The following is a 23,394-nucleotide window of genomic DNA, read 5'->3' on the forward strand; positions in this document are numbered from 1 at the left end:
TCATGTCACTTATTCTCGTTTGATTTATTTATCATCGTATTCATTACTTCTCTACTTAAATTTAAAAGCACTAAAAATCAGGAGTTTCGCATCCTATGTTTTAGTGCTTTTAAATATTTTATATCTCAGGGTTGATTCGAACGTTCGTTAGCGACTTCTGGAGATTTTATATTTTTAGCGGCTGAACTCAGCAATAGTAAAGTGTAGTAAATTGAGTATTGACTCTAACTAAGATGTATATGTAGAAGATATCGAGTTAATCACAACTTTCCATCACATTAAATCAATATAAATATCATTATGTAATATCATAAAAAATATTAATTAAGAATTTTTTAATATTTATAGAATTTCATCGTTGCGGTGATATACTCTGGAAATGTAGCTTTAAATTCTGTCACATCAGAAGTTGTAATCCCTATAATCCTAAAATCTTTTGGTACTTCGAAGGTTGCACCGCTTCCAACTGGTCCAATTGTCGCACGCTGTTGTTCTTCTAGCACAGGTAGTGATACTGTCGTTCCTTGTGCCGCATAAATTAATGGTTTAAGTTGCTCTGTCGTCACATGATCAATATGCTCTATGATAATTGTATCTGGCACTTCAGCAGCAAGTGCTTCAGTGATGATTCCGCGATTATATGTATAGTGTTGACCTGACTTAATATATTCCCCGTAAAGGTTTGCTTGTTTCCAAGTTGCATCCGCAATAAATAATTTAACTGCATGCGCATCTAATTTCATAAATTTAACAACTGTTTTCATCCCGTTTACATGCTGTGGCAGACTGAAGATATGAAAGAGCTTTTGCTGCGCTGTTACGTCATGTTGTTCTAATGCAATATTTTTTGTTGTATCTGATAATCGCTTTGCTTCAAAGAACTTCTTATCCATTGCTGCTTTTCGCGCGCTGTATTGTGCTGTTTCTATCACTTCATTTATGGAAGGTGCTGTAGGCGTCGCTTTCGTTTCAGAAGGTTCTAACATGGCTTGATATTGATTTTTAGTAATCTCTGTCACAGATTCATTCCATTTTTCGTCTAAGAAATATTGTGCACGCAACATCAGTTCACGATCTAATTCATAAATTGTTCGAGGTGTCACATCTTCGATATATTTAATGATAATTGCAGTTGCATCTGTCCTCCCGGGTACAGGTTTATTCCCATGCTTTCCTTTAACGACTTCTGCAATTCCATATATCCCACGTTCCGGCTTCGTTTTATAGATAATGACCTTATCTTCTGGTTGCATCTCTCCATAATGTTTATAGCCTAAACGATGTACACCGTTAATGTTGCTGACATAAATGGTATACTCCATACCTGATTCAAATGGTATTTCTTCTTTCATTAAGAAGTAACGGTTAATTTTTTCTTTATACTGTCCGACATTAATAATTTTGTTATAGTCCGCTTCTGAGATCGGATTCAGCAACTGCTCTTTCATGCTTTGTATCGTCTCTTTTAAATTTTCATCTCGAATTAAATAGTCTTTCGCAAAAGGTGCAAGCTTTGTATCATATTTAAAATGAATTTTAATTTGTCCACGTCTTGGCTCTTCGACTTTAAGTACTTCTCCAGCCCCAAGTAAACCAATTTTATTTTGTACAAGGTAAAAGATGACGCGATCTCCAGGGTTTGCACGTTTAAATGCCTGGTATCCCTCATTCGGATTAAAATGCACTGTCGAATCAAAAACTGAGACTTGGTTCATCAAATCCTCAAAATGATTAAATCTATTATAACCGCAATTCAACCAAAAATAATTCACATAACTTCCTCCTAAATCCACTTATAATTCTTTTTATTTTACATTATCCTTCTTAAATAATACTGCAAGAAACGCAAGTAACACTGAAAATGACAGTTTCTTTTTCATTATACTCACCTACCATATATGTAATACTTGCTGCATGACTAAACTCATTACGATTACAACCATCCATGTGATTGCACCTAACGCTAGCGGTTTGATACCAACTTTGAAAAACTTGCCTATATCTACCGTCATACCTATTCCAGCTAAAGCTGTACTCATTAAGAATGTAGATAAAGTCTTAATATATGATGTGATATATTCCGGTATCGGAATAATACTTGCAACGATACTCGCTATGAAAAAATACAATATAAACCAAGGGAAGACCTTTTTTAAATTTACAGAGGATTGACCTGCCTGCAATAATGCGAATATTAAACAAATCGGTACTATCATAAGTGCACGTACAAGTTTGACGACCGTTGCTGTATCTCCAGCATCCTCACTAAATGCATAACCTGCTGCAACTACACTACTCGTATCGTTTATCGCTGTACCGGCAAAATATCCAAAGCCTGTATCACTAAATTGTAACCAGTGACCGACTGTCGGAAAGACAAATACTGCAATAATGTTAAATAGGAAAATTGTAGCAATAGAAAATGCAATCTCTTCATCTTTCGCTTTAATTATTGGACTTACTGCTGCAATTGCTGATCCCCCACAAATTGCTGTGCCTACGCCAATTAAAGTACTTAAACGCTGATTAACACCAAATAACTTGCCCACTAAAACACCCACACTTAAAGCGGCAGCGATGCTCGTGATGATGAGTGGAAAGGATGATGCACCTAGACTCAATGCTGCTTTAAAACTAAGCGTAAATCCCATCAGAATAATGCCGTATTGAAGTAACTTCTTACCACTATACTTAATACCTTCTTCATAAGGTGCTGTATTTATTAAATTGCCTATGATTATACCAATAATAATACTGAAGATCATACTACCAACTAACGGGAAAATATAACCCAAGTATGTGGCAATCAGTGCGACCAATAGACACAAAAACACTCCTTTAACCTTCATCACATCGCCTCCACTTTCTAGTTGAGTCTATTATATCTAACATGTGATGATATCTAAAGCACGAATTCATTATACCTATTGATTACGAACATATGTTTGTTTATAATTAAAGGATATTGCTAAAAACGAGGTTTTAAATTGAATTTATTATTATTGTTTCTCACATTAAACTTTTCATCCTTTCAAAGTGATATGCCAAAGGTACCGGCGACCTTCGATCGTGCTATTGATGGAGACACAGTTTCATTGAAAATTAATAACCGCAAAAAGACAGTCCGTCTATTACTCATTGATACGCCTGAGTCAAAAAAACCAAATACACCCGTTCAGCCATATGCTCTTGAAGCGGCACGTTATACAGAATCACTTGTAAAGACTTGCGATCTTAGTGTCCAATACGACACAAAAGGGAAGAAAGATCGATACGGGAGAGAGTTAGTCTATCTTTACTGTGGTAATACAATGATTAATGAACAGCTGGTCAGACAAGGATACGCTCGAGTCGGCTATGTGTATCAACAGAAAGATTATTTAAATCGAATGCTGGCGGCAGAACGAAAGGCCAAAGCTGAAAGTTTAAAAATATGGTCTCTTAAAGGATATGTGAACGTTGACGGAGAAGGTTTTAATTCTACTAAAGAAGAAAGACAGCAAGAGACAGATATTATGCTGAAGATTAGAGAATCACTGCATCGCATACTAGATGCAGCGATAGATGGATTAATCAAAGGAATAAAGTCCGCCTTCACATCATAAGAAAATATGTTATAATGGAATAGAAAATAATTAAATAACGCATTCTTATAAAGAGAGATTGAGGGACAGGCCCAATGATATCTCAGCAACCGGTTCGCAAGAACACGGTGCTAATTCCTGCGGAGTAATCCGACTATAAGAACCTTACAACGCTTCTTATAGGAGGCGTTGTTTTTTTATCTTCAATACAATAAAAAGGGAGCGTTAATCATGAGAAATTTAGAAGATTATAGAGCATTAAAGCAGGAACTCACAAAATGGAACAGCATTACACCAACTAGTTATGCAGCGAGCATTGCACGAACAAACAAAATAAAAGAACTGAAACGCCAACTCGGTAATGATCAGTATGATGAGGCAGATGCACGTAACGATGAATTTCTATTACGCCATGAAATCAAATCGTTACATATCGAACTCGCACGAATCGAAAAACAACTCATCGATAAGTATCAAGCACTTCACAGTATTTCCTAAGCAGAATAAAATAAGAGATAGCAGACGCTATCTCTTTTTTAATGTATAAATACATATCTTGATACTTGCCATTGATTAAGCGTACGGTAACCAATCACCCCTACACCCGTTGCATAGTTCATCTCTGAAACAAGAATCGTGCCATCTGCGTTTACTCTTTCAACAAAAGCAACATGTCCATAATATCCATCAGACGTTTGTGCAATCGCACCATAGGCCGGCGTTTTATTTACAGTATAACCGTCTTTAATCGCACCATTTGCCCAATTACGTGCATGCCACCAATAAGTAGAAATTCCTTTTCCCATGGATGCTCGTTTATTAAACACGTACCATGTACATTGTCCGTTATCATATAAATTAGAATGTGCAAATACCGGTGTAACGAAATTGGTAACTGTAGTTGAAACAGGCGCATGTGATGCTACCGGACGCACAGTAGGTGTGCTTTGTACTCCATTACCTTTAACAACTAATCTCTGATTCGGAAATATTAAATCTGATGTCAGACCATTCAATGATTTAAGTTGTGCAACGGTGATGCCATAACGATTAGCAATTAAAGATAAATACTCACCAGGCTTCACAACATGGGATGTTGCATTACTTGTCACTGCAATTGGCCTTGTTGTGGATACTGCCGTTGTCGTTGTAGTTCCCGATACTTTAAGTCTTTGACCAGGAAAAATTAAGTATCCTGTTAAATTATTCAGACGCATAAGTTCATTTACAGATGTATTGTAACGATACGCTATCAAAGATAAGCTATCTCCAGATACTACAGTATGTATCTTCCCACCACTCTGTACTGCAGGACGATTCACTGTTTGTACAGTAGTTGGTCTTGTATTGCTTACAGATCTTGATACTTGTAATGATTGATTCGGAAAAATCAAATTTGAAGACAAGTTGTTCAGTGTCTTAAGTTGAGCAACTGATGTGTTATATTGATTGGCAATAGACCATAGTGATTCCCCAGCTTTGACTCTGTGTTCCGCTGCGTCTGCTTGGTAAGAATAAGCTGATGCGGCGGCTGTAGCTGTTATAGCAGCGAAAGTTAATTTCTTCTTCATACAAGTCCTCCGTATAATAATTGTTAAAAAATAAGATATTTATATTATTACACAAAATATATATGCATAATATTACAGTTTCCTTTCAATTTTAAAGTTTTCTCCAAAAACGAACTATTTTAGCACATATACCTATTAAAACATTTAGCTTTGAAAAACGTTGATATATCAATAATTAGATCGATTTATTAAAATAAAGCCATTATAACATTTCGACATTTTTTAAGTATCTCAATAACAATCTTTACATTTCCTTGTTACGATAAGTATTAATAATACAATATTCTGATTAAATTTTATTGTTTTACTATCATATCAATAAAACTTGTAACAATTTTGAAATATTATATATGAGGTTCATTATCTTATCATTTTCTGGCTAATTTTCGTATCTATTCGTTAACCATGATATAATTGTCTCATCATTTAAGAAAAAGGATGAATTGTATGAAGCCTACTGCACCAAAATATAATTTCCATGACATAAAAGAACTAAAATTCGGAGAAGAAATTGGTAACTCTGTATCTCATGGTGTGCCTGCCCTACTCATCTTATTTACTCTTCCTTATTTTGCGGTACAGTCATATGTACAGCACGGTAGCCTTTTTTCTTTCGGTATCAGTGTGTTTTTAATCAGCATATTCCTAATGTTTATCTCATCATCTATCTATCACTTAATGCCACCGAAGTCTGTTCATAAATTAGTGATGAGAATCATAGATCATGCGATGATCTATATCGCTATCGCCGGCACATATACACCTGTCGCATTAAATCTGGTTGGAGGGAAGCTCGGCATCACAATTATGATCACCCAGTGGGTTATTACTATTGTTGGTATCGTCTATAAGGCAACAGCAAAACATGTGAATCCAAAAATTAGCCTTGCCATGTACTTAGGAATGGGCTGGCTTGGTGTCGTACTGTTTCCATCGTTAATCAGTAAAGCAAGTTTGACTTTTATACTGCTCATCATCGCCGGTGGGTTAATGTATACGATAGGTGCATGGTTCTATGCACAGAAAAACCGTCACTACTTCCATATGATCTGGCATTTCTTTATAATCCTAGGTGCTTTATGTCATTTCATCGCTTTGCTTTATTTTATACAATAAATAAACGTGACACGAGCAAACACTCGTGTCACGCTTGTTATTCTCCGACTAGCAATCCATTATGTTTATATATTTTAAACGTCTGGATTAAAAAATTATTATGTTTATCTATTGCTTTCACTTTGAAATAACTGCCACCTGCATCTTCTTCATCATTTCCAGCAATTAAGACGACCTGTTTATCTGGATTCTCTTTTATTAAACGTGCCATATGTTCTGTTCTGACTTTTTCTATTGCGCCATCAATATTTGCAACTTGCTGTGTGCGCTGTTTTACTACAGGCGTCACACTATAATCATTAAAGTCGTAAACCTCCATTCTTTTATGTTTTTTATTATAAGAGAGATCATATACAGTGACCACTTTACTTTCAATATTATTTGTTCCATTAGATTTCATTATTCTTGATACCTTTACATGGACGTGATGCTTATTATCTTCTTCTATAGATTCAATGTTATATGATCGAATCTGATAATTATCAAACATACCTGTCTTCAGTTTATTTTTAATATACTTATCCGCTTCTGAACCCGCTTTAATATAAGGCTGAATTAATTGATATTTACGTATATTATATGCTTCCGGCATTTTCCTCATCAATTGCTTCATTGTTGACTCAGCAAGATCCTTATATGCTACTTTATAAATCTGCTTAACAGGTACACTTTCCTGTGCATTTGTCGTACTTTTTTTCACTGTCTTACTTATTTGATTGTCATCTTGACTGCATGCTGTAAGTAATAATATTATTAATGGCCATTGATACTTTATTAATTTCATAAGCATCCCCCTTTATTAGCTTTATAATATCACAATCTTCTCAACTTCTGATCTGTGACATTTATCACGCAAATATATTGTGCAACATCATATTTTTATATTAATGTATTATTTTTTCATTTTACATGTTATATTCTAATAAAATAGAAGGAGGTGCCTACGATAGAAGCATTAAAAGCCTATGAAATCTTCGATCGTTTTAATAATAAATGGAGCTGTACTATATATAGAAATTTACAGTACCAGGAGGCCCCTTCTTTTATGCGATTGCGTTGTAGTGCGCTCAACTATAATCGTATCATGGAAACAAATAATGACGAACAAACTTTACTTCGATTATTACGTTATATTACAATTTATCTCGACGAACTCCAGTTTGTGAGTCATGATACTGTGCGACTAGTAGATGTCTCTCCTTTACCTGAACAATAAAAAATTGTGAAGAATATCCAACATTCTTCACAATTTTTTATTTCATAATGCGATTAACCTCCAAAATACAGTGAACTAAATAATATAAGCAGTATAAGATCGAACACGTGTCTGAACATATTTTCTTTAAATGCATTTCTATCGAGACTATCTAGTAATCCTAATATCAATAGTGCTGCGAAAGATAATACGATTAATAAATTCAGGTTTACTTGTGTTACTAATCTTATGATAATCATAAAAATAACAGCAATATTTAATATATTATATGCTCTATTCCAAATTGTTGTAGTTGTTTTATTCAAAGGTACTTTTCCTCCTCAGTGTATATTATTTCTTCTTTCTTTTTTTCTTTTTCTGTTTAACCTGAACGACTTTACGTTCCTTTTTCTGCTGTGTCTTATGCCCATTTAAAGACCAAAGACGTGTATCAATGATCGCACGAGCGATATACTCAGGTAATGTAAGATCCTCTACTTTTAAAAATCCACTATTTTCAATCTGCTGTATATGCTTCAATATGAATTCCGGTGTATCATTTGCACGTAGACCAAATATAATTGTGTCTGTGATTAATTGTGCTGTATATGTTCCTCTATATTCTTCTGTTACCATGTCATCTAACAATGTTCTCAGTGCCTCTATCGCTTCTGATGGTTCAGTAAAGTAAGGATCTTTGTAGTTCAGAAACTCCGATTCAGTAGCTGGCTCATAGTACTTCTTACCATGCGTTAAAGCTTTCATATTCAAGTTAACTTGTGCTAAATCGCGATGTTTAACACTTCTATGTTGAATCAAATCTTTATATTCAGGTAATAGGCGTGTTATTTCTTCTTTGATTGTCTGTTCATCTTTTTGAAGTCCTTTATATTTATATTGAAGTTTTGCGAGCTGCTTTAAACTTACAAATCCATATAAATTGAACGCACTATGATAGAACTCTATCAGCTGGATATCACTGTTAATATCCGGATGAGTTTCGATAAATTGCTTGAAATGTTGTTTCACATCTTTTGGAATTACGAGATGTTCATCTGCTTCAGGATAGAATAGAAATAATGTATCCGGAATATCTCGATTAAACCTCACAGTTTCATTATCACTTACTGCAAGCTCATAAAAGATGAGCTTATAATCGCTCGATAATTCTTGTAATAATCGTGTCAGTAGTTGGTCATCTTCAAAGTACGTACTTTGAATCAACTCAATAAGTTCATCTTTATTCTTTGAAGAAAATCCTTTAATATCAAAATTTCTGCAAATATCTTTAAGTTCTTCTTTAGATAATGACTCTAAATACCATGTTAAATTCTGAACATTATGTGTCATATATGCCTCCGTATAATAATCGTCTTCATTCAGACATGCAAACTTACTTAATTGTACCAAAAATAAATTCTATATAAAACTTTCTGAATCATAAGAGCAATGAGATAAAGCAATTCTATCTTAACCCATCACTTTCTTCTAACGTACAAATTGAATTATTTGTACCAAAAATCACGCAATTCAAAGGAATTATGACGAATTATTGTAGTAATTGTGAATATCCAAAAAAGCACATTATATAGTGATAATATATTAATCAAATACTATATATAGTGATAAGGAGTACGAATATGAGTGAAGTTATAGAACGTTTACAAGAAGATCTCACCCGTTTAACAAATGAAGTGAGTGACGTAATCCATGAGAATGCAAATAAAGATCCAAAGCGATTCACTACGATGCGAGATTTAACCGCAGGGACTGTCGCACGTCATATTGGATTAAGCATGTTACCTAAGCATGTCAAGGACGCTCACGTCAAAGGAGAAATCCACTTTCATGATTTAGATTATCATCCTTACCAACCTATGACAAATTGTTGTTTAATAGATGTCAGCCACATGTTACAGAACGGCTTTATTATGGGAAATGCACATGTCAATCCGCCACAATCCATTCAAACCGCTGCAGCACAGATCAGTCAGATTATTGCGAATGTTAGCAGTAGCCAATATGGCGGCTGTTCTATAGATCGTATCGATGAAGTATTGAGCAAATTTGCTCATCTTAACGCATTAAAGCACAGGCGTAACGCTGAGCAGTTCGTTACGCTGCATTTGCAGGATGACTATGTTAAGAGAATGACAGAAAAAGATATATATGATGCAATGCAGTCATTAGAATATGAAATAAACACTTTATATACGAGCAATGGTCAGACTCCATTTGTAACATTTGGTTTTGGACTTGGTACAGATGTTTATGCGAGAATGATTCAGCGCGCAATTCTAAGTAATAGACTAGTAGGTTTAGGTAAAGAAAAGGTTACTGCAATATTCCCTAAACTTGTCTTCAGTATTAAAGACGGCATTAATTTCAAAGCAGGAGATCCAAATTACGATATTAAACAGCTTGCATTACAATGTTCTTCTAAGAGAATGTATCCAGACATATTGAATTACAAAGCACTTACCGATCTCATCGGCGACTTCAAAGTACCGATGGGCTGCCGCAGTTTCTTAAATCTATACGAAGAAGATGGGCAGATTGTTAATAGCGGTCGTTGTAATTTAGGTGTTGTAACGTTGAATCTTCCCAGAATCGCCCTCGAATCAAGGGATACAGAACAGTTCTTATCCATATTAAGGACACGATTAGACATCGCAAAAGATGCTTGTTTATATCGTATCCATCGCCTTAAAGATGCTACCCCCGAAAATGCACCGATACTTTATCTACACGGTGCATTCGGTAAATTACTGCGTCCAGACGATGATATTACACAACTATTCACGCAAAGACGAGCAACTATAAGTATCGGTTATATCGGACTGTATGAAGTCGGAGCGGCCTTATTCCACCCGAACTGGGAAACTGATGAGAAAGCTAAATCCTTTGTGGAGCAAGTACTAATCACGATGAAACAGTATGTAGCACAATTAACGGAGCAGTACGACGTACAATTCAGTATATATGGTACACCAAGCGAGTCACTTACACACCGCTTCTGCATTTTAGATTACGAGAAATTTGGTCCGTTAGAGCATATTACGGATAAAGGCTATTATACGAATTCCTTTCACTACGACACAAGAAAGGCCGTTACTCCATTTGAGAAACTGTCATTTGAACAACGCTTTGCAAAACATTCGTTAGGTGGCTTTATACATTACTGTGAATACCCTGATTTGAAGCATAACTTAAAAGCGCTTGAAGCAGTATGGGATTATTCCTATGATAAAGTCGGTTACTTAGGAACGAACTTACCGATTGATAAATGTTTTGCGTGTGGGTTTGAAGGGGAATTCGAAGCGACTGCAGATGGCTTTATGTGTCCGCACTGCCATAATACTGATCCTGAAACGACCGATGTGATTAAGCGCACTTGCGGTTATTTAGGACAACCACTTAAACGACCGATGATTAAAGGCCGTCATAAGGAAATACAATCTCGAGTTAAACATATGGATGCATTATGAGCAACATCGCAAAGATAATACCAGCCTCAATGGTTGATGGTGAAGGTGTACGCGTCAGCGTATACATTTCAGGATGCAATTTTCACTGTCCAGGTTGTTACAATGCAAGTATATGGGACTTCCATAAAGGTACGCCTTGGTCAGAAGCGCTTAAACTTGAAATTATAGCATTATTAGACCACGACTATATCCAAGGTCTTTCTATTCTCGGTGGAGAACCATTGCAGAATGCAGAACTTACACACGAACTCATACGTTCAGTAAGAGAACATTTCGGACATTCTAAAGACATATGGCTCTGGTCCGGTTATATGATTGAATGGATATCACGTTCGTCTTTTGCGTTTATATTAGATGATATTGATGTCCTCATTGATGGACCCTTTGTAAAGTCACTTTATAGACATAACTTAAAGTTTAGAGGTTCTCTTAATCAGCGAATACATGACTTAAGTAATAAATGCACACCTTTCAAATGAATTGGAGGGTGTGCATTGTATTTATTACTACTTTCTTCTAGCAGATATAATTAGCATCATCGGCCTTCTGAGTTCATCTTTCATTTCAGGATTGGACTCAAGCATATCTTTACTCGGTTCAGGTTCGTCAATGCCCTTAATAACAAAGTTGTTATCAATCAGCACACTCAAATAATGTGATAATGTACGATGGTATTTACGAACTTCTTCTCCAAGAAAATTCGTCTCACGTTCTCCTTCTTTATAGTAATTGTCTACCGGCCAATATAATTTATTCCCTTCCTCATCATATATCCACTGTTGAGAGCCTTCAGCTGTATAAACAGGATGTTCTATACTAAAAATAAATGTGCCATTAATCGTGAGCACTTCTTTTACTTGTTCAACGACATCTTTGAATGAAGGCATATAATGAATGGCAAGTGAACTCATCACTACTTCAAACTCGTGGGGCTCAAAATGCATTTCGTCCATAGACTGCTCAAGAAATGTTATTTTATCGGCATCAGGTTGTTGCCTGGCATGTTTTAACATCTTTTCAGAAACATCTATTCCTACTACTTTTGAAGCACCAGCCTCAACTGCATATTGACAATGCCAGCCATAACCACACCCTAAATCTAATACCGCTGCATCTTCTAGATTGGGTAACAATGATTTAAACGCTTCCCATTCACCGGCGGCCTCTAATCCATTTTTCGAACGTTCCATCTCACTATAGTTTTGGAATAAGGTGTCATCGTATCGTTTATCCATATTTTTCCCCTTTTATTCTTGTTTCAAGAAATCCAAAGCTTCTTTTTCAAAGTGTTCTTTTTCTTCAAACAGCATCGCATGCCCACTCTTTTCAAATATAATAAGTTTGCTACCCGAGATATATTGATGTATCGTTTCAGCTTCATCTTGAGGAATAAGTTCATCATACTTCCCATTTAAAATCAGCGTTGGTGCTGTAATGGACTTAAAGTCTTCTACATTAAAATCAATTGTAGATAATATTACTGCATCTTCTTCCTTGTCTGTCAGTCCATTAGATGTTTCAATCATTTTCTTATAATATTTCTTAATAGCCTTAACATCATGATACATATAATCCATCAACACTTCGTTACGCTTAGAGCGTGATAATGTTCTTAGTATACTTGCATACTTGGAATGAAATTTCTGTTCTGCTTCGTAATAACTCTGTTGACCGATACTCATAACTACAAGGTGATTCACGTACTCTGGATACTTTGCAGCGATACTACCTGCAACCATTCCACCGAGGCCAAAGCCCATGAAATGTGCATTTTTAATAAACAATTTATCCAGAACTGTTAGCACATCCTCAATATAACCATCCATTGTTATCGACGTGAGTTTATCAGACAGGCCATGCCCTCTTAGGTCGATCTTTATTAATTGAAAATCTTTAAAGGCATCGTTAAATGCGTCAAACATTGACGTATTCATAAATTGCCCATGAATCATGACAAGCGGATAACCTTTCCCTCTAATTGTATAGTGTATTGCAACATCGTTATTTGTTAATGCAAGCTCCATAAAACACCTCGTTATCTTATAATCTTCGCAAATTCATGTACATCTGATGATTCATCATAATTATAATTTTCAGTGTACTCTACTGTCTTTATTGTACAGTTATTTTTAATTGTAACATTATCTCCACGTACAAGTTCTGCAACAACATTTTCTAGCGTCACGACCGAACCATCGATTGCTCTTACTGATAATCTCGAATCTTTGTCTTTAAGTAGTAACATTTCACGTTCTGCTTTCACTTGTACTTCCTCGCCATTTAAATAACGGATATTACTGACCTCACTGACAATAATCTCCGCCGCTTGCACTGTCAGATCATTATCGAGCTGTAATGAGCCTGTTGACCTAAAACGTTCCGAGTTTATTGGTCCACGTGCAACCACTACCCCTGTTGAATCGAATTTTTCACTTCTCAGTCCACCTTCAGTCTGTAGACGCCCTTTATTATGAATAGATGCGGATATTGTATCACGATTCACTCTAAGCTCTGCATCTTTATCGATTGTCAGCTGCTCTGTTTCAAGGGTATCTTCTATATTCAATGTACCAGAAACACGAATAAATGGTGCATTGACTTTTCCTTGTACAGTGAGGGTTCCTGTTTCATGTATCATTATTTCATTTGCTTCAATGCTCGAAGTTACAGTTACAGGAGCACTTACTTCTATCTTCTCAAATATTCCACCTTCTACGCTTGCAGGTTCGTTCCAATTGATCATTGTCATGTAATCGTCTCCTCGTCTAAAATATTTAATATTTCTATCATTGTATGTGTTTTCATTTCTTTAGTATTTATCAGTCGTATTCCTGTACCGACTGCATCCACAATTTCATCACCTGTTACAAATAATGTATCTTGAGGGCGTGTGTCTAATGAACGACACATCTCAATCAACTGTGTTTCACCAATCGTATTTTCTTCTGTAATGATTGTATGCGTAATATAATTTTCTATACCCAGAACATCGATAATATAACGCTCATGCTCATACTCACCGGTGGCAATCACTCCAATTTTATAACCTCTATTTTGCAGTCTGGTCACGGTTTCTTTCATATTATTAGTTTCTGAAGCGAATTTAGGGAAATTTAACGTATAATCCTGCATAAGCTCACGTGTTTCAATGTATGTAATACCAAGCTTATCAATAACAGCCTGATACACACGCTTAACCGGAACTGCACCTTCTTTATCATATGTTATAAAGTAGTTGATAAAATCCTGCTTTTGCACTTCAATAAAGTAAGTTCTGTAATATTCATACTGTGCATCTAAAAAACGCTCAAGTGATAACTTCCTATCTAACAATACTGATTCCATATCAAATATTATAGCCTTAACCATATTATCCCTCCGTTAGCAGTATTATACCCTATCTGATACACTGTTATCATATAAAAAGGAGGGAGAAACGATGTGGACAAAAAGAAAATTAATTGGAAAGCAAGATTATAAGGTCTTTAAAGTCATGACCGCTCAATTTAGCTATTACTCAAATACTGCTGAATTCTATCAAATTGAGGCACCACATTGGATTAATATTATCGCACGATGTAAAGATGATATCATTATGATTCATCAGTATAGAATCGGTATCGAAGATTACAGTTTAGAGTTACCCGGAGGAATTATAGAAGAACAAGATATTATCACAGCCGGAATGCGCGAGCTTGAAGAAGAAACAGGTTATACAGGTACGCCTGAAATTATTGGCACGATGCACCCTAATCCAGCACTTTTTACAAATCATCTCTATACGTTATATGTGAAGGATGCATATTATATAGCGACAAATAAGCTAGAAACATTTGAAGATATCACTGTATATCATGTGCCCTTATCAGAAATACACAGAAAAATAGCGCATGGTGAAATTACCAATGCGCTGACACTTGCGAGTTTAATGCAATTAATCTCGAGATATCCTCATTTGTTTGACTGTAGTAATGAATAATAAAGGCAATCCAATGAGACACATCATAATACTCACTGGAATTTGTACAGGAGGCACGATAACTTTTCCCAGGAAATCTCCAAGTAATATAAGTATAGTGCCAAGTAAGGCTGTCGTATGCATTTTACTTAAGAAATTTCCACGCATAAAGAAACGCACAAATGGTGGAATAACCATTCCGACGAATCCAATAATACCTGTGAAACTAATCAAAATTGCTGTTGTAATACTTGCAATCGTTAATAATAAATACATAAAACGCGTGGCTTCTAATCCTAATACATGTGCATGCTCCTGCCCTAGTGACAATAATTCTAACGGTTTATGGTAATAATAAAGTAATAGTATTCCTATGATACTGATAGGGAGTACAATGATCACTTCATTCAAAGATACATTATCAAGAGTGCCAAAAAGATAATTCATAATATCCCTAGTTTTATCAGGAACAAAAAGTATAAGCATATACAGTACACTAGAACAGAACAAATTAATGAACATTCCAGTTAGCACAACCCATACCGACTGATGACTTACTTTAATCATCATGCTAAGCAGTATTACAACGAGCAACGTGATTAAACTCATCACGATTCCACTGACCGCAATCATCACAAGCGACAGTCCTGTAATTACACCAAATGCACTACCAAGACTGGCACCACTTGCAATACCAAGGGAAAAGCTGTCCGCAAGATTATTCCTTAATATAATCTGAAAAGTTAAACCACTTAACGACAAAACAGTACCTGCAACAATTCCCATAATGACACGCGGGATTCGTACTTCCAATAATATAGACCGATTAAGTGGATCCGTTAAATCTAGCCATCCATTATCAAAGAACAAATGACCACAAATGATGCATAATATGATACAAAACAAATGTTTATTGTGCATCTTGTATCGTTTCAGCAAGTTCTTTTAATCCTTGTGCGATACGTGGACCCGGCCTTGAAATTTCATCCTCATGGATCGTGTATACAGCACCATGCTTCACTGCATTCACATTGCTGAATCCCCCACGTTTTTCTACTGAAGCTTTATATGCTTCATCCGATAAGTCACTTGTTGCAATGATGACATCAGGATTCCGTTTAATAATGGCCTCTGAATTTACTGGCTGCCATCCATTGATATCATGGAAGACATTGACACTACCGAGCTGGTGAATCATGTCATCGAACAACGTCCCTTTACCACCTGTATAAATCTCAGGCGCCGGAGACACTTCTACTAATACCTTTTTATCAGCCAGTTTGTTGTGATACTCAGCAATCACTTGTTTTATATCTTCTTTAATTTTCGCTTCAAGTTGATTCGCTTCTTTTTCTTTATGTATAGCTTTACCGATCTGATCGATACTGGTATACATTTCATCGAAGTTTTGAGCATCTTTTACCGTTACCACCGTAATTCCTTTATCACTTAGACGCTTTAAGACCTTTTCTTGAGAGGTCATCGATTCATGTGCAAAGATTATCGTCGGTTTTGCTTTTAACAACGCCTCGTAGTTCAACTGCATCGCATCAAATTTTTCAAGGTTTTTAACTTCTTTGGGATAGTCGTCAACGGTTGACACACCGACCATTTCTTCTTCCATACCCAGTGCATAAAGGATCTCAGTATTACTCGGCATCAATGAAATAATACGTTCTTCCTTTACTTTGTTTGTTTGTCCGTTGCATCCCGTTAATACGCATAAAGTTATCAATAGAATAATTATTCTTTTCATTTTAGGCTCCTCGTAATAAAAGGGTGGGACAACTAAATGTTCCACCCTTCATATTTAATAGGAATTACATCTTCTCTGGACTAGACACACCCACTAATGTCAATGCATTCTGTAATGTAATTCTAACTGCTTCAATCATTGCTACATGTGCACTTGATTTTTCGATATCATCTGTTAATACTTTTTCAGCATTATAGAACTTATGGAAATGTGCTGCAAGATCCTGTATATAATTTGTAATGCGGTGTGGTGCACGGTGTTCTGCAGCTTGCTCAATAACACTTTCAAAGTCTGCGACACGCTTTAATAATTCAAATGCTTTTTCATTTGTAATTAAAGCATAGTTCGCGTCTCGACTTGGTGTGATACCCGTTTCTTTCGCCTGACGTAACATCGAGCATATTCTCGCATGTGCATATTGTGCATAGTAAACTGGATTGTCACTAGATTCACTTTTCGCAAGTTCCATGTCGAAATCAAAGTGTGAGTCTGGACTTCTCATCGTTAAGAAATAACGTGCTGCATCAATTCCCACTTCGTCCATAATATCACGAAGGGTAATTGCATTCCCTGTACGTTTACTCATCTTCACTTCCTGGCCATCTTGTAATAGACGTACCATCTGCATGACTTGAATTTCAAGACGTTTTGAATCAACACCAAATGTTTCAAGTGATGCTTTTAATCGATTAATATAACCATGGTGATCCGCACCGAATAAATTAATTAACGTATCATAGCCTCGTTCAATCTTATCATAGTGATAGGCGATGTCCGGTAAGAAGTACGTATAAGAACCATCTTTCTTAATCAGTACACGATCTTTGTCATCGCCGAACTCCGTCGTACGTAACCAAGTTGCACCGTCTTCTTCAAAGATATAACCGTGTTGTCTCATCTGTTCTAACGCTTTATCGATTTCTTTATTCTCATACAACGATGTTTCACTGAACCAGTTATCGAAATGTACATTAAATTCCGTTAAATCTTTCTTTAACTTCTCCATTTCGTAATCTAATCCAAGTTTACGGAATGCTTTAATACGTTCAGCTTCCTCAACATCTTTATATTCAGGATGCTTCTCTGCTAGATCTTTACCGATTTCGATAATATCTTTACCATGATAACCGTCAGCCGGTAACGCTTTATCTTCACCTAACGCTTGTAAAAATCTAGCTTCAATTGAGTATGCTAAGTTTTCAATTTGCTTTCCAGCATCGTTAATGTAGTATTCACGTAACACATCATATCCTGCAGCAGATAACACATTACATAACGTATCTCCTACAGCTGCGTTACGCGCATGTCCGATGTGGAGGCTACCTGTAGGATTCGCAGATACATATTCCACTAAGATGCGTTCATCCTTCGGCTCACCTTTTCCAAAATCTTCTTTTTTCGTTAATGCTTCTGTAATAATTCCTGTTAAATACGCATTATCCATGTAGAAGTTAATAAATCCAGGCCCTGCAATATCGATCTTTGATACGTCTGCTTTTTGAACATCTAAGTTGTCGACAATGGCTTGTGCAATCTCTCTTGGATTACGCTTTGCGAGTTTTGTTAATACCATCGCAATATTTGTTGCGTAGTCTCCGTTTTTTGTATCTTTTGGATTTTCAATTTTTATTTCAGGCACTTCTGTTACAAGTTCCGCTTTTAATATGGCTTGCTTTATTTCTTCAATTAACGTTTCCTTCTGCTTTTGTACGATATTCATCATGCTCTCTCCTTATATGTCAGTTCATAAGAATATGTTCCTATGACCGTGTTGTTTGTTGTGATTGAATATTGTATATAGATATGGCCAGATGTGCCTTCTCTTTTTATAACGAGCTGATTTGTCGTTATATCCATAACAGCTTTCTGATTTGCCATATGATAAATATTCTGCGTTGTTTCTGTAGGTACAAATAAGAAATCCATCGATAATTCGCCGATACGCCGAATCCGGATACGATTCTCCTCTAATTTTACACGAACGCTTGTTGCAATATTATCAAGCTTCTCTGTATACGTAATATATGAATGCTGCTTGTCGATCAGTTGTCCAACTGTGTTAACTTCAAACATTTCAGTCTCTTCTTCAGTCTTAATACTTTGTAATACATGAATATCAATGTCCATACTGTTCACCACTCTTTTAGTATAGCTTATATTATATAAAAAATTAAAGAAAGCAGGTATAAAAATACCTGCTTTCTTTAGTGTCCTAGCTATTTTTATAGCTATTCATATCTTACTTCTCTTAAGCAAAAAAAACAACCGTTAAATCAGAAGTTCATAATTGTCATAATTTTGACAAATTTTACTCTGCAAGTATCGTTTTTAATGCATCATCAGACAATTCCCACATACGTGCATCATGTTGCATTAAAAATTCTTTTAATACACGACGACTGTCTGCATCAATATGTTCGAGGATATAGTGGTGTTTCATCGATTTATCCATCATATTCACATGTTCTGCCATCACTTTATAGCCACGCTTACGCACTTTGTTCACCGCCATATAGCATGCTGTGACGCCTGCATAATATGGTCCTCGTTCACCACGTTCAGTTGTCACCCATACGAGCCAGTATTCCTGTTGATCTGGACCTTCTGTTTCAGATTTATCACTGACCCATTTCACGCGTTTTTCAACTTCACTTCTTGCATGCATCGCTCCGATATCTATAAAGGCATGCTGCTCTTTAATATCAATAAATACAGGTGCCACGTTATCAAGACTTATTGCACCGATATTAGTGCCTTTATGTCCATCTAATGGATCATTCTTTATAATGTTAAACTGAAAATCTGCCATATTTTTCACCTCTAATTTAATTCATTGAGTAAGTTAATAATGGATCCTTTTAATTCTGGATCTCGAATATTAAGTATAAGCTCTTTCGGGTAATAAAGCTTATAATCCTTTCTATCTAACCCGGTAATACTATTAATAATAACAGATTGCGTACTGATTTCCTTAATTTTGTTATTGCGTGTTAGCAGATGGATTGGTTTTCGTTTATTAATGCCTGGTCGGTTGTAATCATAGGGTAAGTCACTGAAAGCATCAAATACTAAATAGTATTCAGAGTCAATTCCTGCTTTTTCAAAAAAATCAGTCAGCTCTGCAATGGTAATCTGGCTACCGTCAAATGGTAAGTACTTAAAGAGATCACGATTAACAAAACGGCGAGACAAATCACTCAGTATCGCATCTTCTTCATCAATCCACTCCTGAAGATAATAGTTAATCACCATCTCATCTAACTTCAAATAATGTGTAACATCAACATCCTTCGAGTTAAAGAACGGTACTAAATATTTTGGCGGCTCTTTAAACTTATATCCTTCGTCATACAGTAGCTTGGCACGCTTAAAAACGCGATTAAGTAGTACTTCTCCACCTCGACTTACCGGATGAAAGTAGACCTGCCAGTACATCTGGTAACGGCTCATCAAATAATCTTCTACAGCGTGCATACCACTTTCTTTAATCACAACTTCATCTTCTGTCGGACGCATCAGCCTTAACACACGTTCCATATCGAAACTACCATAGCTTACCCCTGTATAATATGCATCGCGCTGAAGGTAATCCATTCTATCTGCATCAATTTGAGATGAAATCATAGATATGACAAGCTTATTTGCATGTGTCTTATTAATTACATCCGCCACTTCTTTAGGGAAGTCAGAATGCACTCTAGATAACACTTCATTGACTTCAGTAGGTCCAAGAATGATTTTTTGCGTATACGCTTCATGATCAGTGTCGAATATTTTCTCAAAGCAATGTGAGAATGGTCCATGTCCTAAATCATGCAGTAATGCAGCACACAGTGCTAACGGACGATCTTCCTCATTCCATGCAGAGCGTCCCATAAAGATTTCATCAATCATGCGACGTACAATTTCATAGACACCTAATGAATGATTAAAGCGAGAATGCTCCGCAGAATGAAATGCCAGATAGAGCGTTCCAAGCTGCTTTATGCGACGCAATCTCTGAAATTCTTTTGTTTTAATTAAATCCCAGATAATCTGATCGCGGACATGTATGTAGCGATGTACGGGATCTTTAAAAACTTTTTCTTCAGGCATTTTCTTAAACTGGTAGCTCATAGGGTCCTCCTAAACATTCTTATCAACTTCATCTTATCATAGAATGTTGATATCTATAATTTTTAAGAATTATTATAATATTTTAAGAATTATTCAATGTTTCTTAATGGGTCCCTATTTACAAAAAAATAGCCCAATAAAAAACTCTGCATATGCAGAGCTTTTTTATTGGACTTCTATCTTTACTTCGCCTACTGTCTCATAGACCGCTTTATAAATCCCTTTTTCAAGACGCTTTGGCAAAATAAATGTTCCAGATGAGACAAACATTCCTGGTGTAAGTTTTCTGTCGTATTCAGCAATCGCTTCAACGAGCCATTTCACACTTTCTGCTGGATGTCCTAATACTTCAGACGAACGCCCTTCAGCAATCACTTCATCATTTAAATATAGTGTTCCTTTTATATCTTTAATGTCATCATAACTGCAAACCTTACCTTCACCAAAGACAACGGCTCCGCTCACGGCGCTATCAGTAACAATTTCGGCTACGCTCATATTTGGAAACCAATTCGTATAACGCGCATCCGGAAGTTCAATTCCTGGTGCTATAACACATTTCCTCATGATATCAGATACACTATCTCCTTGCTCTAATGTTTCTTTCACAATAAACACGAGTTCAAGTTCTAGTAATCCTTCATTGAATTCACCTAGAGCGACACGTTCCGATAATATCGTTTTATCTGTCATCGCACCATATAATGGACTATCACTATTAAACATACGCTGTGTCTCTTCGCTCGTAAGAGAAACTTTATAGCCTTTTAACGTTTCTGTTTGCTCTTTTAATTTCAAAACCTCATGCTGTACATCATATGCTGTTGCTAGAGACATCGTTTCAGGAACAATATGTTCTTCTAGCACCTTTCTTTGCTGATATGCATCAAACAATGGTTCAACATATTGATTGCTACTCATAAAAACACTCCCTATAATGTCTTTTTAAGCAGACCAGATAATACTTTCTCACCAAGAATGTCTTCTTCATACTCACGTACAAGCTCGAACCCTTCTCTATAATAAAACTTCGTTGCACGTTCATTGTCCAGTGCAACCTCAACAAAGACTGCATCATACGTGTCGAAATAAGACAGACCATTATGCAGGAGTGCCCTACCGATCGCATGACGCTGATGCTCTGGCAAGACATAGATAGCAGATAAATTCAGAGCTTTTCCGTAGATGAAATTTGCGAATCCTACGATTTCTCCATCTACTTCCGCTACTAAAAATAGTGTCTCTTTAATTCTCTTTTCTAGTCTTGAAGTGCTGAACGATGCTTCTAAAAATTGAACACTTGTGCTCGCTGTCATTATATTCTTATATGTATCGTGCCATGCTTTTGTGACCACATTTTTGATTTGAACAATATCATCTTGTGCTGCTTTACGAATACTTACCATTTCCATTCTCTCCTACTTCAGTTTAAAAAATTAATATCTTTTAATTATACCATTTAATTATCAGAATTGCACGACAACTTAATTGAACTGTGTTCGCTTTAAAGCTGGAGTCCCTATTGTTGTCGCACACTTAATAAACGTTAAATAGTTCAACTGTTTCATCGGAGAGAGATGTTTAATATAGACATAATGATATTCTAGATATGGTCTTGATCCTCGCGCTAATTTATAATCTTTGGCACCTGCACTGTTATTAATAGCATATCCATTACGCTTAGCAAATTCATATAACAATCCACTCGTTATAAAATAGAGGTGTTTAATGGATTGATTCATACCAAAATAAGCTGGAAATAATGTGTTCCCCGCTTCCTGTACAGCCATAAACGATACGATGCGCTCTTCATCCTTTAAGACAAACCACTGCAAATTCGTAGACTCATACATAAACTTAAAGAATTCAGCTGTATAGTGTGGATTAAAATGAGAATACTTATCTAAATATACTTGTTCATATAATGGAACTAATTGCGCAAAGTCATCATCTTCAAGCGTCATCGTAAATGTTAATCCACTCTTATTAAATTTCTTAATATCTTTCTTTAAATCTTTACGTTCGTTCTTATTGTGCTGTTCATTGCTATCATATATGTATACTGCTCGAGATATAAGACGTTCGTAACCCGCGTTATTAAGCAATTTCATTTCATGCTTATGAAATTTATCATTTAATGTACGGAAGCAGATGGCATGCTTTGGATAACGCTCTGATAGCAGCTTTGTAATCAACTCAATTTGGTCAAATTCACACCCTTCATACATTGTTGTCGACATAAAAGAAGGGAATACCGTTACTGTTTTTTCACATGCTGGATTCAGCACAAAGCGCCCGACTGTAAGCATTGCATTCGTTACAGGTTTTAAATATGCAGGCAGGTTCATACGGTTTGTTTCGCTTACCATTTCATCAATATACTGACCCCTAAACGAATGAATCCACGATTGATTCATTCCGCCGTCTTTAATGCTGAACGGGATAAGCTGTCCATTCAATATCATAACTTCTACACGGGCATGCACATTCCTGATGCCACGCGTAATACCTTCCATCATATAACGTAAATATTCACGCTCTTTAATGCCAATAACAATCTGTTCAAATGGTATCTCTGTATAAGTGCTATAGAATGTCATACACAATCCT

26 protein-coding genes and 1 riboswitch are annotated in these 23,394 nt (G+C 36.0%); of the genes, 7 read left to right on the forward strand and 19 right to left on the reverse strand.

Annotated elements, in window-relative coordinates:
• Positions 1–335: 335 nt before the first annotated feature.
• Entirely contained in the window at positions 336–1,772 is a 1,437-nt protein-coding gene (locus QNJ52_RS07300; RefSeq protein WP_283722211.1) for an EVE domain-containing protein, read from the reverse strand.
• 117 nt (positions 1,773–1,889) lie between these two features.
• Positions 1,890–2,849 (reverse strand): YeiH family protein, encoded by a 960-nt coding sequence (locus QNJ52_RS07305; RefSeq protein WP_283722212.1) that lies wholly within the window; start codon positions 2,847–2,849, stop codon positions 1,890–1,892.
• Between the two features lie 138 nt (positions 2,850–2,987).
• Between QNJ52_RS07305 and QNJ52_RS07310 the strand changes: the two genes are divergently transcribed.
• Together QNJ52_RS07310 and QNJ52_RS07315 are read left to right on the forward strand one after the other, a co-directional pair.
• Positions 2,988–3,605 (forward strand): thermonuclease family protein, encoded by a 618-nt coding sequence (locus QNJ52_RS07310; RefSeq protein WP_219493244.1) that lies wholly within the window; start codon positions 2,988–2,990, stop codon positions 3,603–3,605.
• Between the two features lie 42 nt (positions 3,606–3,647).
• A riboswitch (SAM riboswitch) is annotated at positions 3,648–3,747 on the forward strand.
• Positions 3,748–3,815: 68 nt separating this feature from the next.
• Complete coding sequence (locus QNJ52_RS07315; RefSeq protein ID WP_219493246.1) at positions 3,816–4,082, forward strand: hypothetical protein; 267 nt, start codon at positions 3,816–3,818, stop codon at positions 4,080–4,082.
• Between the two features lie 38 nt (positions 4,083–4,120).
• Here the strand turns inward: QNJ52_RS07315 and QNJ52_RS07320 are convergent, their stop codons facing one another.
• On the reverse strand, positions 4,121–5,155 hold the full coding sequence (locus QNJ52_RS07320; RefSeq protein WP_219493247.1) for a LysM peptidoglycan-binding domain-containing protein: 1,035 nt from the start codon (positions 5,153–5,155) through the stop codon (positions 4,121–4,123).
• A 447-nt stretch (positions 5,156–5,602) separates the two neighbouring features.
• Between QNJ52_RS07320 and trhA the strand changes: the two genes are divergently transcribed.
• Complete coding sequence (trhA, locus tag QNJ52_RS07325) at positions 5,603–6,271, forward strand: PAQR family membrane homeostasis protein TrhA (protein ID WP_219493248.1); 669 nt, start codon at positions 5,603–5,605, stop codon at positions 6,269–6,271.
• 37 nt (positions 6,272–6,308) lie between these two features.
• On the opposite strand, the gene QNJ52_RS07330 is transcribed toward trhA, so the two are convergent.
• Positions 6,309–7,055, reverse strand: a complete 747-nt coding sequence (locus tag QNJ52_RS07330; protein WP_219493249.1) for a TcaA NTF2-like domain-containing protein — start codon at positions 7,053–7,055, stop codon at positions 6,309–6,311.
• A 261-nt stretch (positions 7,056–7,316) separates the two neighbouring features.
• Between QNJ52_RS07330 and QNJ52_RS07335 the strand changes: the two genes are divergently transcribed.
• The gene (locus QNJ52_RS07335) at positions 7,317–7,487 is read left to right on the forward strand and encodes a hypothetical protein (RefSeq protein WP_219493250.1); all 171 of its coding nucleotides are present in this window, start codon (positions 7,317–7,319) and stop codon (positions 7,485–7,487) included.
• 53 nt (positions 7,488–7,540) lie between these two features.
• On the opposite strand, the gene QNJ52_RS07340 is transcribed toward QNJ52_RS07335, so the two are convergent.
• Together QNJ52_RS07340 and QNJ52_RS07345 are read right to left on the reverse strand one after the other, a co-directional pair.
• A complete protein-coding gene (locus QNJ52_RS07340; protein WP_101039928.1) occupies positions 7,541–7,792 on the reverse strand; it encodes a hypothetical protein in 252 nt (83 codons plus the stop codon).
• Positions 7,793–7,817: 25 nt separating this feature from the next.
• Entirely contained in the window at positions 7,818–8,816 is a 999-nt protein-coding gene (locus QNJ52_RS07345) for a Rho termination factor N-terminal domain-containing protein (RefSeq protein ID WP_219493251.1), read from the reverse strand.
• Between the two features lie 302 nt (positions 8,817–9,118).
• On the opposite strand from QNJ52_RS07345, the gene nrdD reads away from it, so the two are divergent.
• Both nrdD and nrdG read left to right on the forward strand, forming a co-directional pair.
• Complete coding sequence (gene nrdD, locus QNJ52_RS07350; protein WP_283722239.1) at positions 9,119–10,954, forward strand: anaerobic ribonucleoside-triphosphate reductase; 1,836 nt, start codon at positions 9,119–9,121, stop codon at positions 10,952–10,954.
• Entirely contained in the window at positions 10,951–11,433 is a 483-nt protein-coding gene (gene nrdG / locus QNJ52_RS07355) for an anaerobic ribonucleoside-triphosphate reductase activating protein (protein ID WP_219493252.1), read from the forward strand. Before nrdD ends, nrdG begins: the two co-directional genes overlap by 4 nt.
• 27 nt (positions 11,434–11,460) lie before the next feature.
• On the opposite strand, the gene QNJ52_RS07360 is transcribed toward nrdG, so the two are convergent.
• The 4 genes from QNJ52_RS07360 to QNJ52_RS07375 are packed head-to-tail and all read right to left on the reverse strand — an operon-like array spanning position 11,461 to position 14,323.
• On the reverse strand, positions 11,461–12,189 hold the full coding sequence (locus QNJ52_RS07360; protein WP_219493253.1) for a class I SAM-dependent methyltransferase: 729 nt from the start codon (positions 12,187–12,189) through the stop codon (positions 11,461–11,463).
• A gap of 12 nt (positions 12,190–12,201) precedes the next feature.
• On the reverse strand, positions 12,202–12,978 hold the full coding sequence (locus tag QNJ52_RS07365; protein WP_219493254.1) for an alpha/beta fold hydrolase: 777 nt from the start codon (positions 12,976–12,978) through the stop codon (positions 12,202–12,204).
• An 11-nt stretch (positions 12,979–12,989) separates the two neighbouring features.
• Positions 12,990–13,703, reverse strand: a complete 714-nt coding sequence (locus tag QNJ52_RS07370; RefSeq protein ID WP_283722213.1) for a hypothetical protein — start codon at positions 13,701–13,703, stop codon at positions 12,990–12,992.
• Positions 13,700–14,323, reverse strand: coding sequence for an HAD family hydrolase (locus tag QNJ52_RS07375; protein WP_219493257.1), 624 nt, complete (start codon positions 14,321–14,323; stop codon positions 13,700–13,702). Before QNJ52_RS07375 ends, QNJ52_RS07370 begins: the two co-directional genes overlap by 4 nt.
• A gap of 70 nt (positions 14,324–14,393) precedes the next feature.
• Here QNJ52_RS07375 and QNJ52_RS07380 point away from each other — a divergent pair, with 70 nt between their 5' ends.
• Positions 14,394–14,933: an NUDIX hydrolase gene (locus tag QNJ52_RS07380; RefSeq protein ID WP_283722214.1), complete on the forward strand. Its 540-nt coding sequence runs from the start codon at positions 14,394–14,396 to the stop codon at positions 14,931–14,933.
• On the opposite strand, the gene QNJ52_RS07385 is transcribed toward QNJ52_RS07380, so the two are convergent.
• From QNJ52_RS07385 to QNJ52_RS07425, 9 genes are all read right to left on the reverse strand, one after another.
• On the reverse strand, positions 14,889–15,851 hold the full coding sequence (locus QNJ52_RS07385; RefSeq protein WP_219493261.1) for a FecCD family ABC transporter permease: 963 nt from the start codon (positions 15,849–15,851) through the stop codon (positions 14,889–14,891). The genes QNJ52_RS07380 and QNJ52_RS07385 overlap by 45 nt on opposite strands.
• Positions 15,823–16,668: a heme/hemin ABC transporter substrate-binding protein gene (locus QNJ52_RS07390; RefSeq protein ID WP_219493262.1), complete on the reverse strand. Its 846-nt coding sequence runs from the start codon at positions 16,666–16,668 to the stop codon at positions 15,823–15,825. Before QNJ52_RS07390 ends, QNJ52_RS07385 begins: the two co-directional genes overlap by 29 nt.
• 64 nt (positions 16,669–16,732) lie before the next feature.
• A complete protein-coding gene (gene argS, locus QNJ52_RS07395; RefSeq protein ID WP_219493264.1) occupies positions 16,733–18,388 on the reverse strand; it encodes an arginine--tRNA ligase in 1,656 nt (551 codons plus the stop codon).
• Positions 18,388–18,795, reverse strand: a complete 408-nt coding sequence (locus QNJ52_RS07400) for a YwiB family protein (protein WP_219493266.1) — start codon at positions 18,793–18,795, stop codon at positions 18,388–18,390. Before QNJ52_RS07400 ends, argS begins: the two co-directional genes overlap by 1 nt.
• Before the next feature lie 181 nt (positions 18,796–18,976).
• Positions 18,977–19,477, reverse strand: coding sequence for a YwhD family protein (locus QNJ52_RS07405; RefSeq protein WP_219493267.1), 501 nt, complete (start codon positions 19,475–19,477; stop codon positions 18,977–18,979).
• Positions 19,478–19,488: 11 nt separating this feature from the next.
• Positions 19,489–20,784 carry an HD domain-containing protein gene (locus QNJ52_RS07410; RefSeq protein WP_283722215.1) on the reverse strand — a complete coding sequence of 432 codons (1,296 nt, stop codon included), beginning with the start codon at positions 20,782–20,784 and terminating at the stop codon, positions 19,489–19,491.
• 165 nt (positions 20,785–20,949) lie between these two features.
• Positions 20,950–21,705, reverse strand: coding sequence for a 2-keto-4-pentenoate hydratase (locus tag QNJ52_RS07415; protein ID WP_283722216.1), 756 nt, complete (start codon positions 21,703–21,705; stop codon positions 20,950–20,952).
• Positions 21,706–21,716: 11 nt separating this feature from the next.
• Positions 21,717–22,196 carry a GNAT family N-acetyltransferase gene (locus QNJ52_RS07420; RefSeq protein WP_015912328.1) on the reverse strand — a complete coding sequence of 160 codons (480 nt, stop codon included), beginning with the start codon at positions 22,194–22,196 and terminating at the stop codon, positions 21,717–21,719.
• Between the two features lie 72 nt (positions 22,197–22,268).
• Positions 22,269–23,384 carry a peptidogalycan biosysnthesis protein gene (locus QNJ52_RS07425; protein ID WP_283722217.1) on the reverse strand — a complete coding sequence of 372 codons (1,116 nt, stop codon included), beginning with the start codon at positions 23,382–23,384 and terminating at the stop codon, positions 22,269–22,271.
• Between the last annotated feature and the right edge of the window lie 10 nt (positions 23,385–23,394).

The sequence above is a fragment of the Macrococcus sp. S115 genome (assembly GCF_030067655.1).
Classification (GTDB): domain Bacteria; phylum Bacillota; class Bacilli; order Staphylococcales; family Staphylococcaceae; genus Macrococcoides; species Macrococcoides psychrotolerans.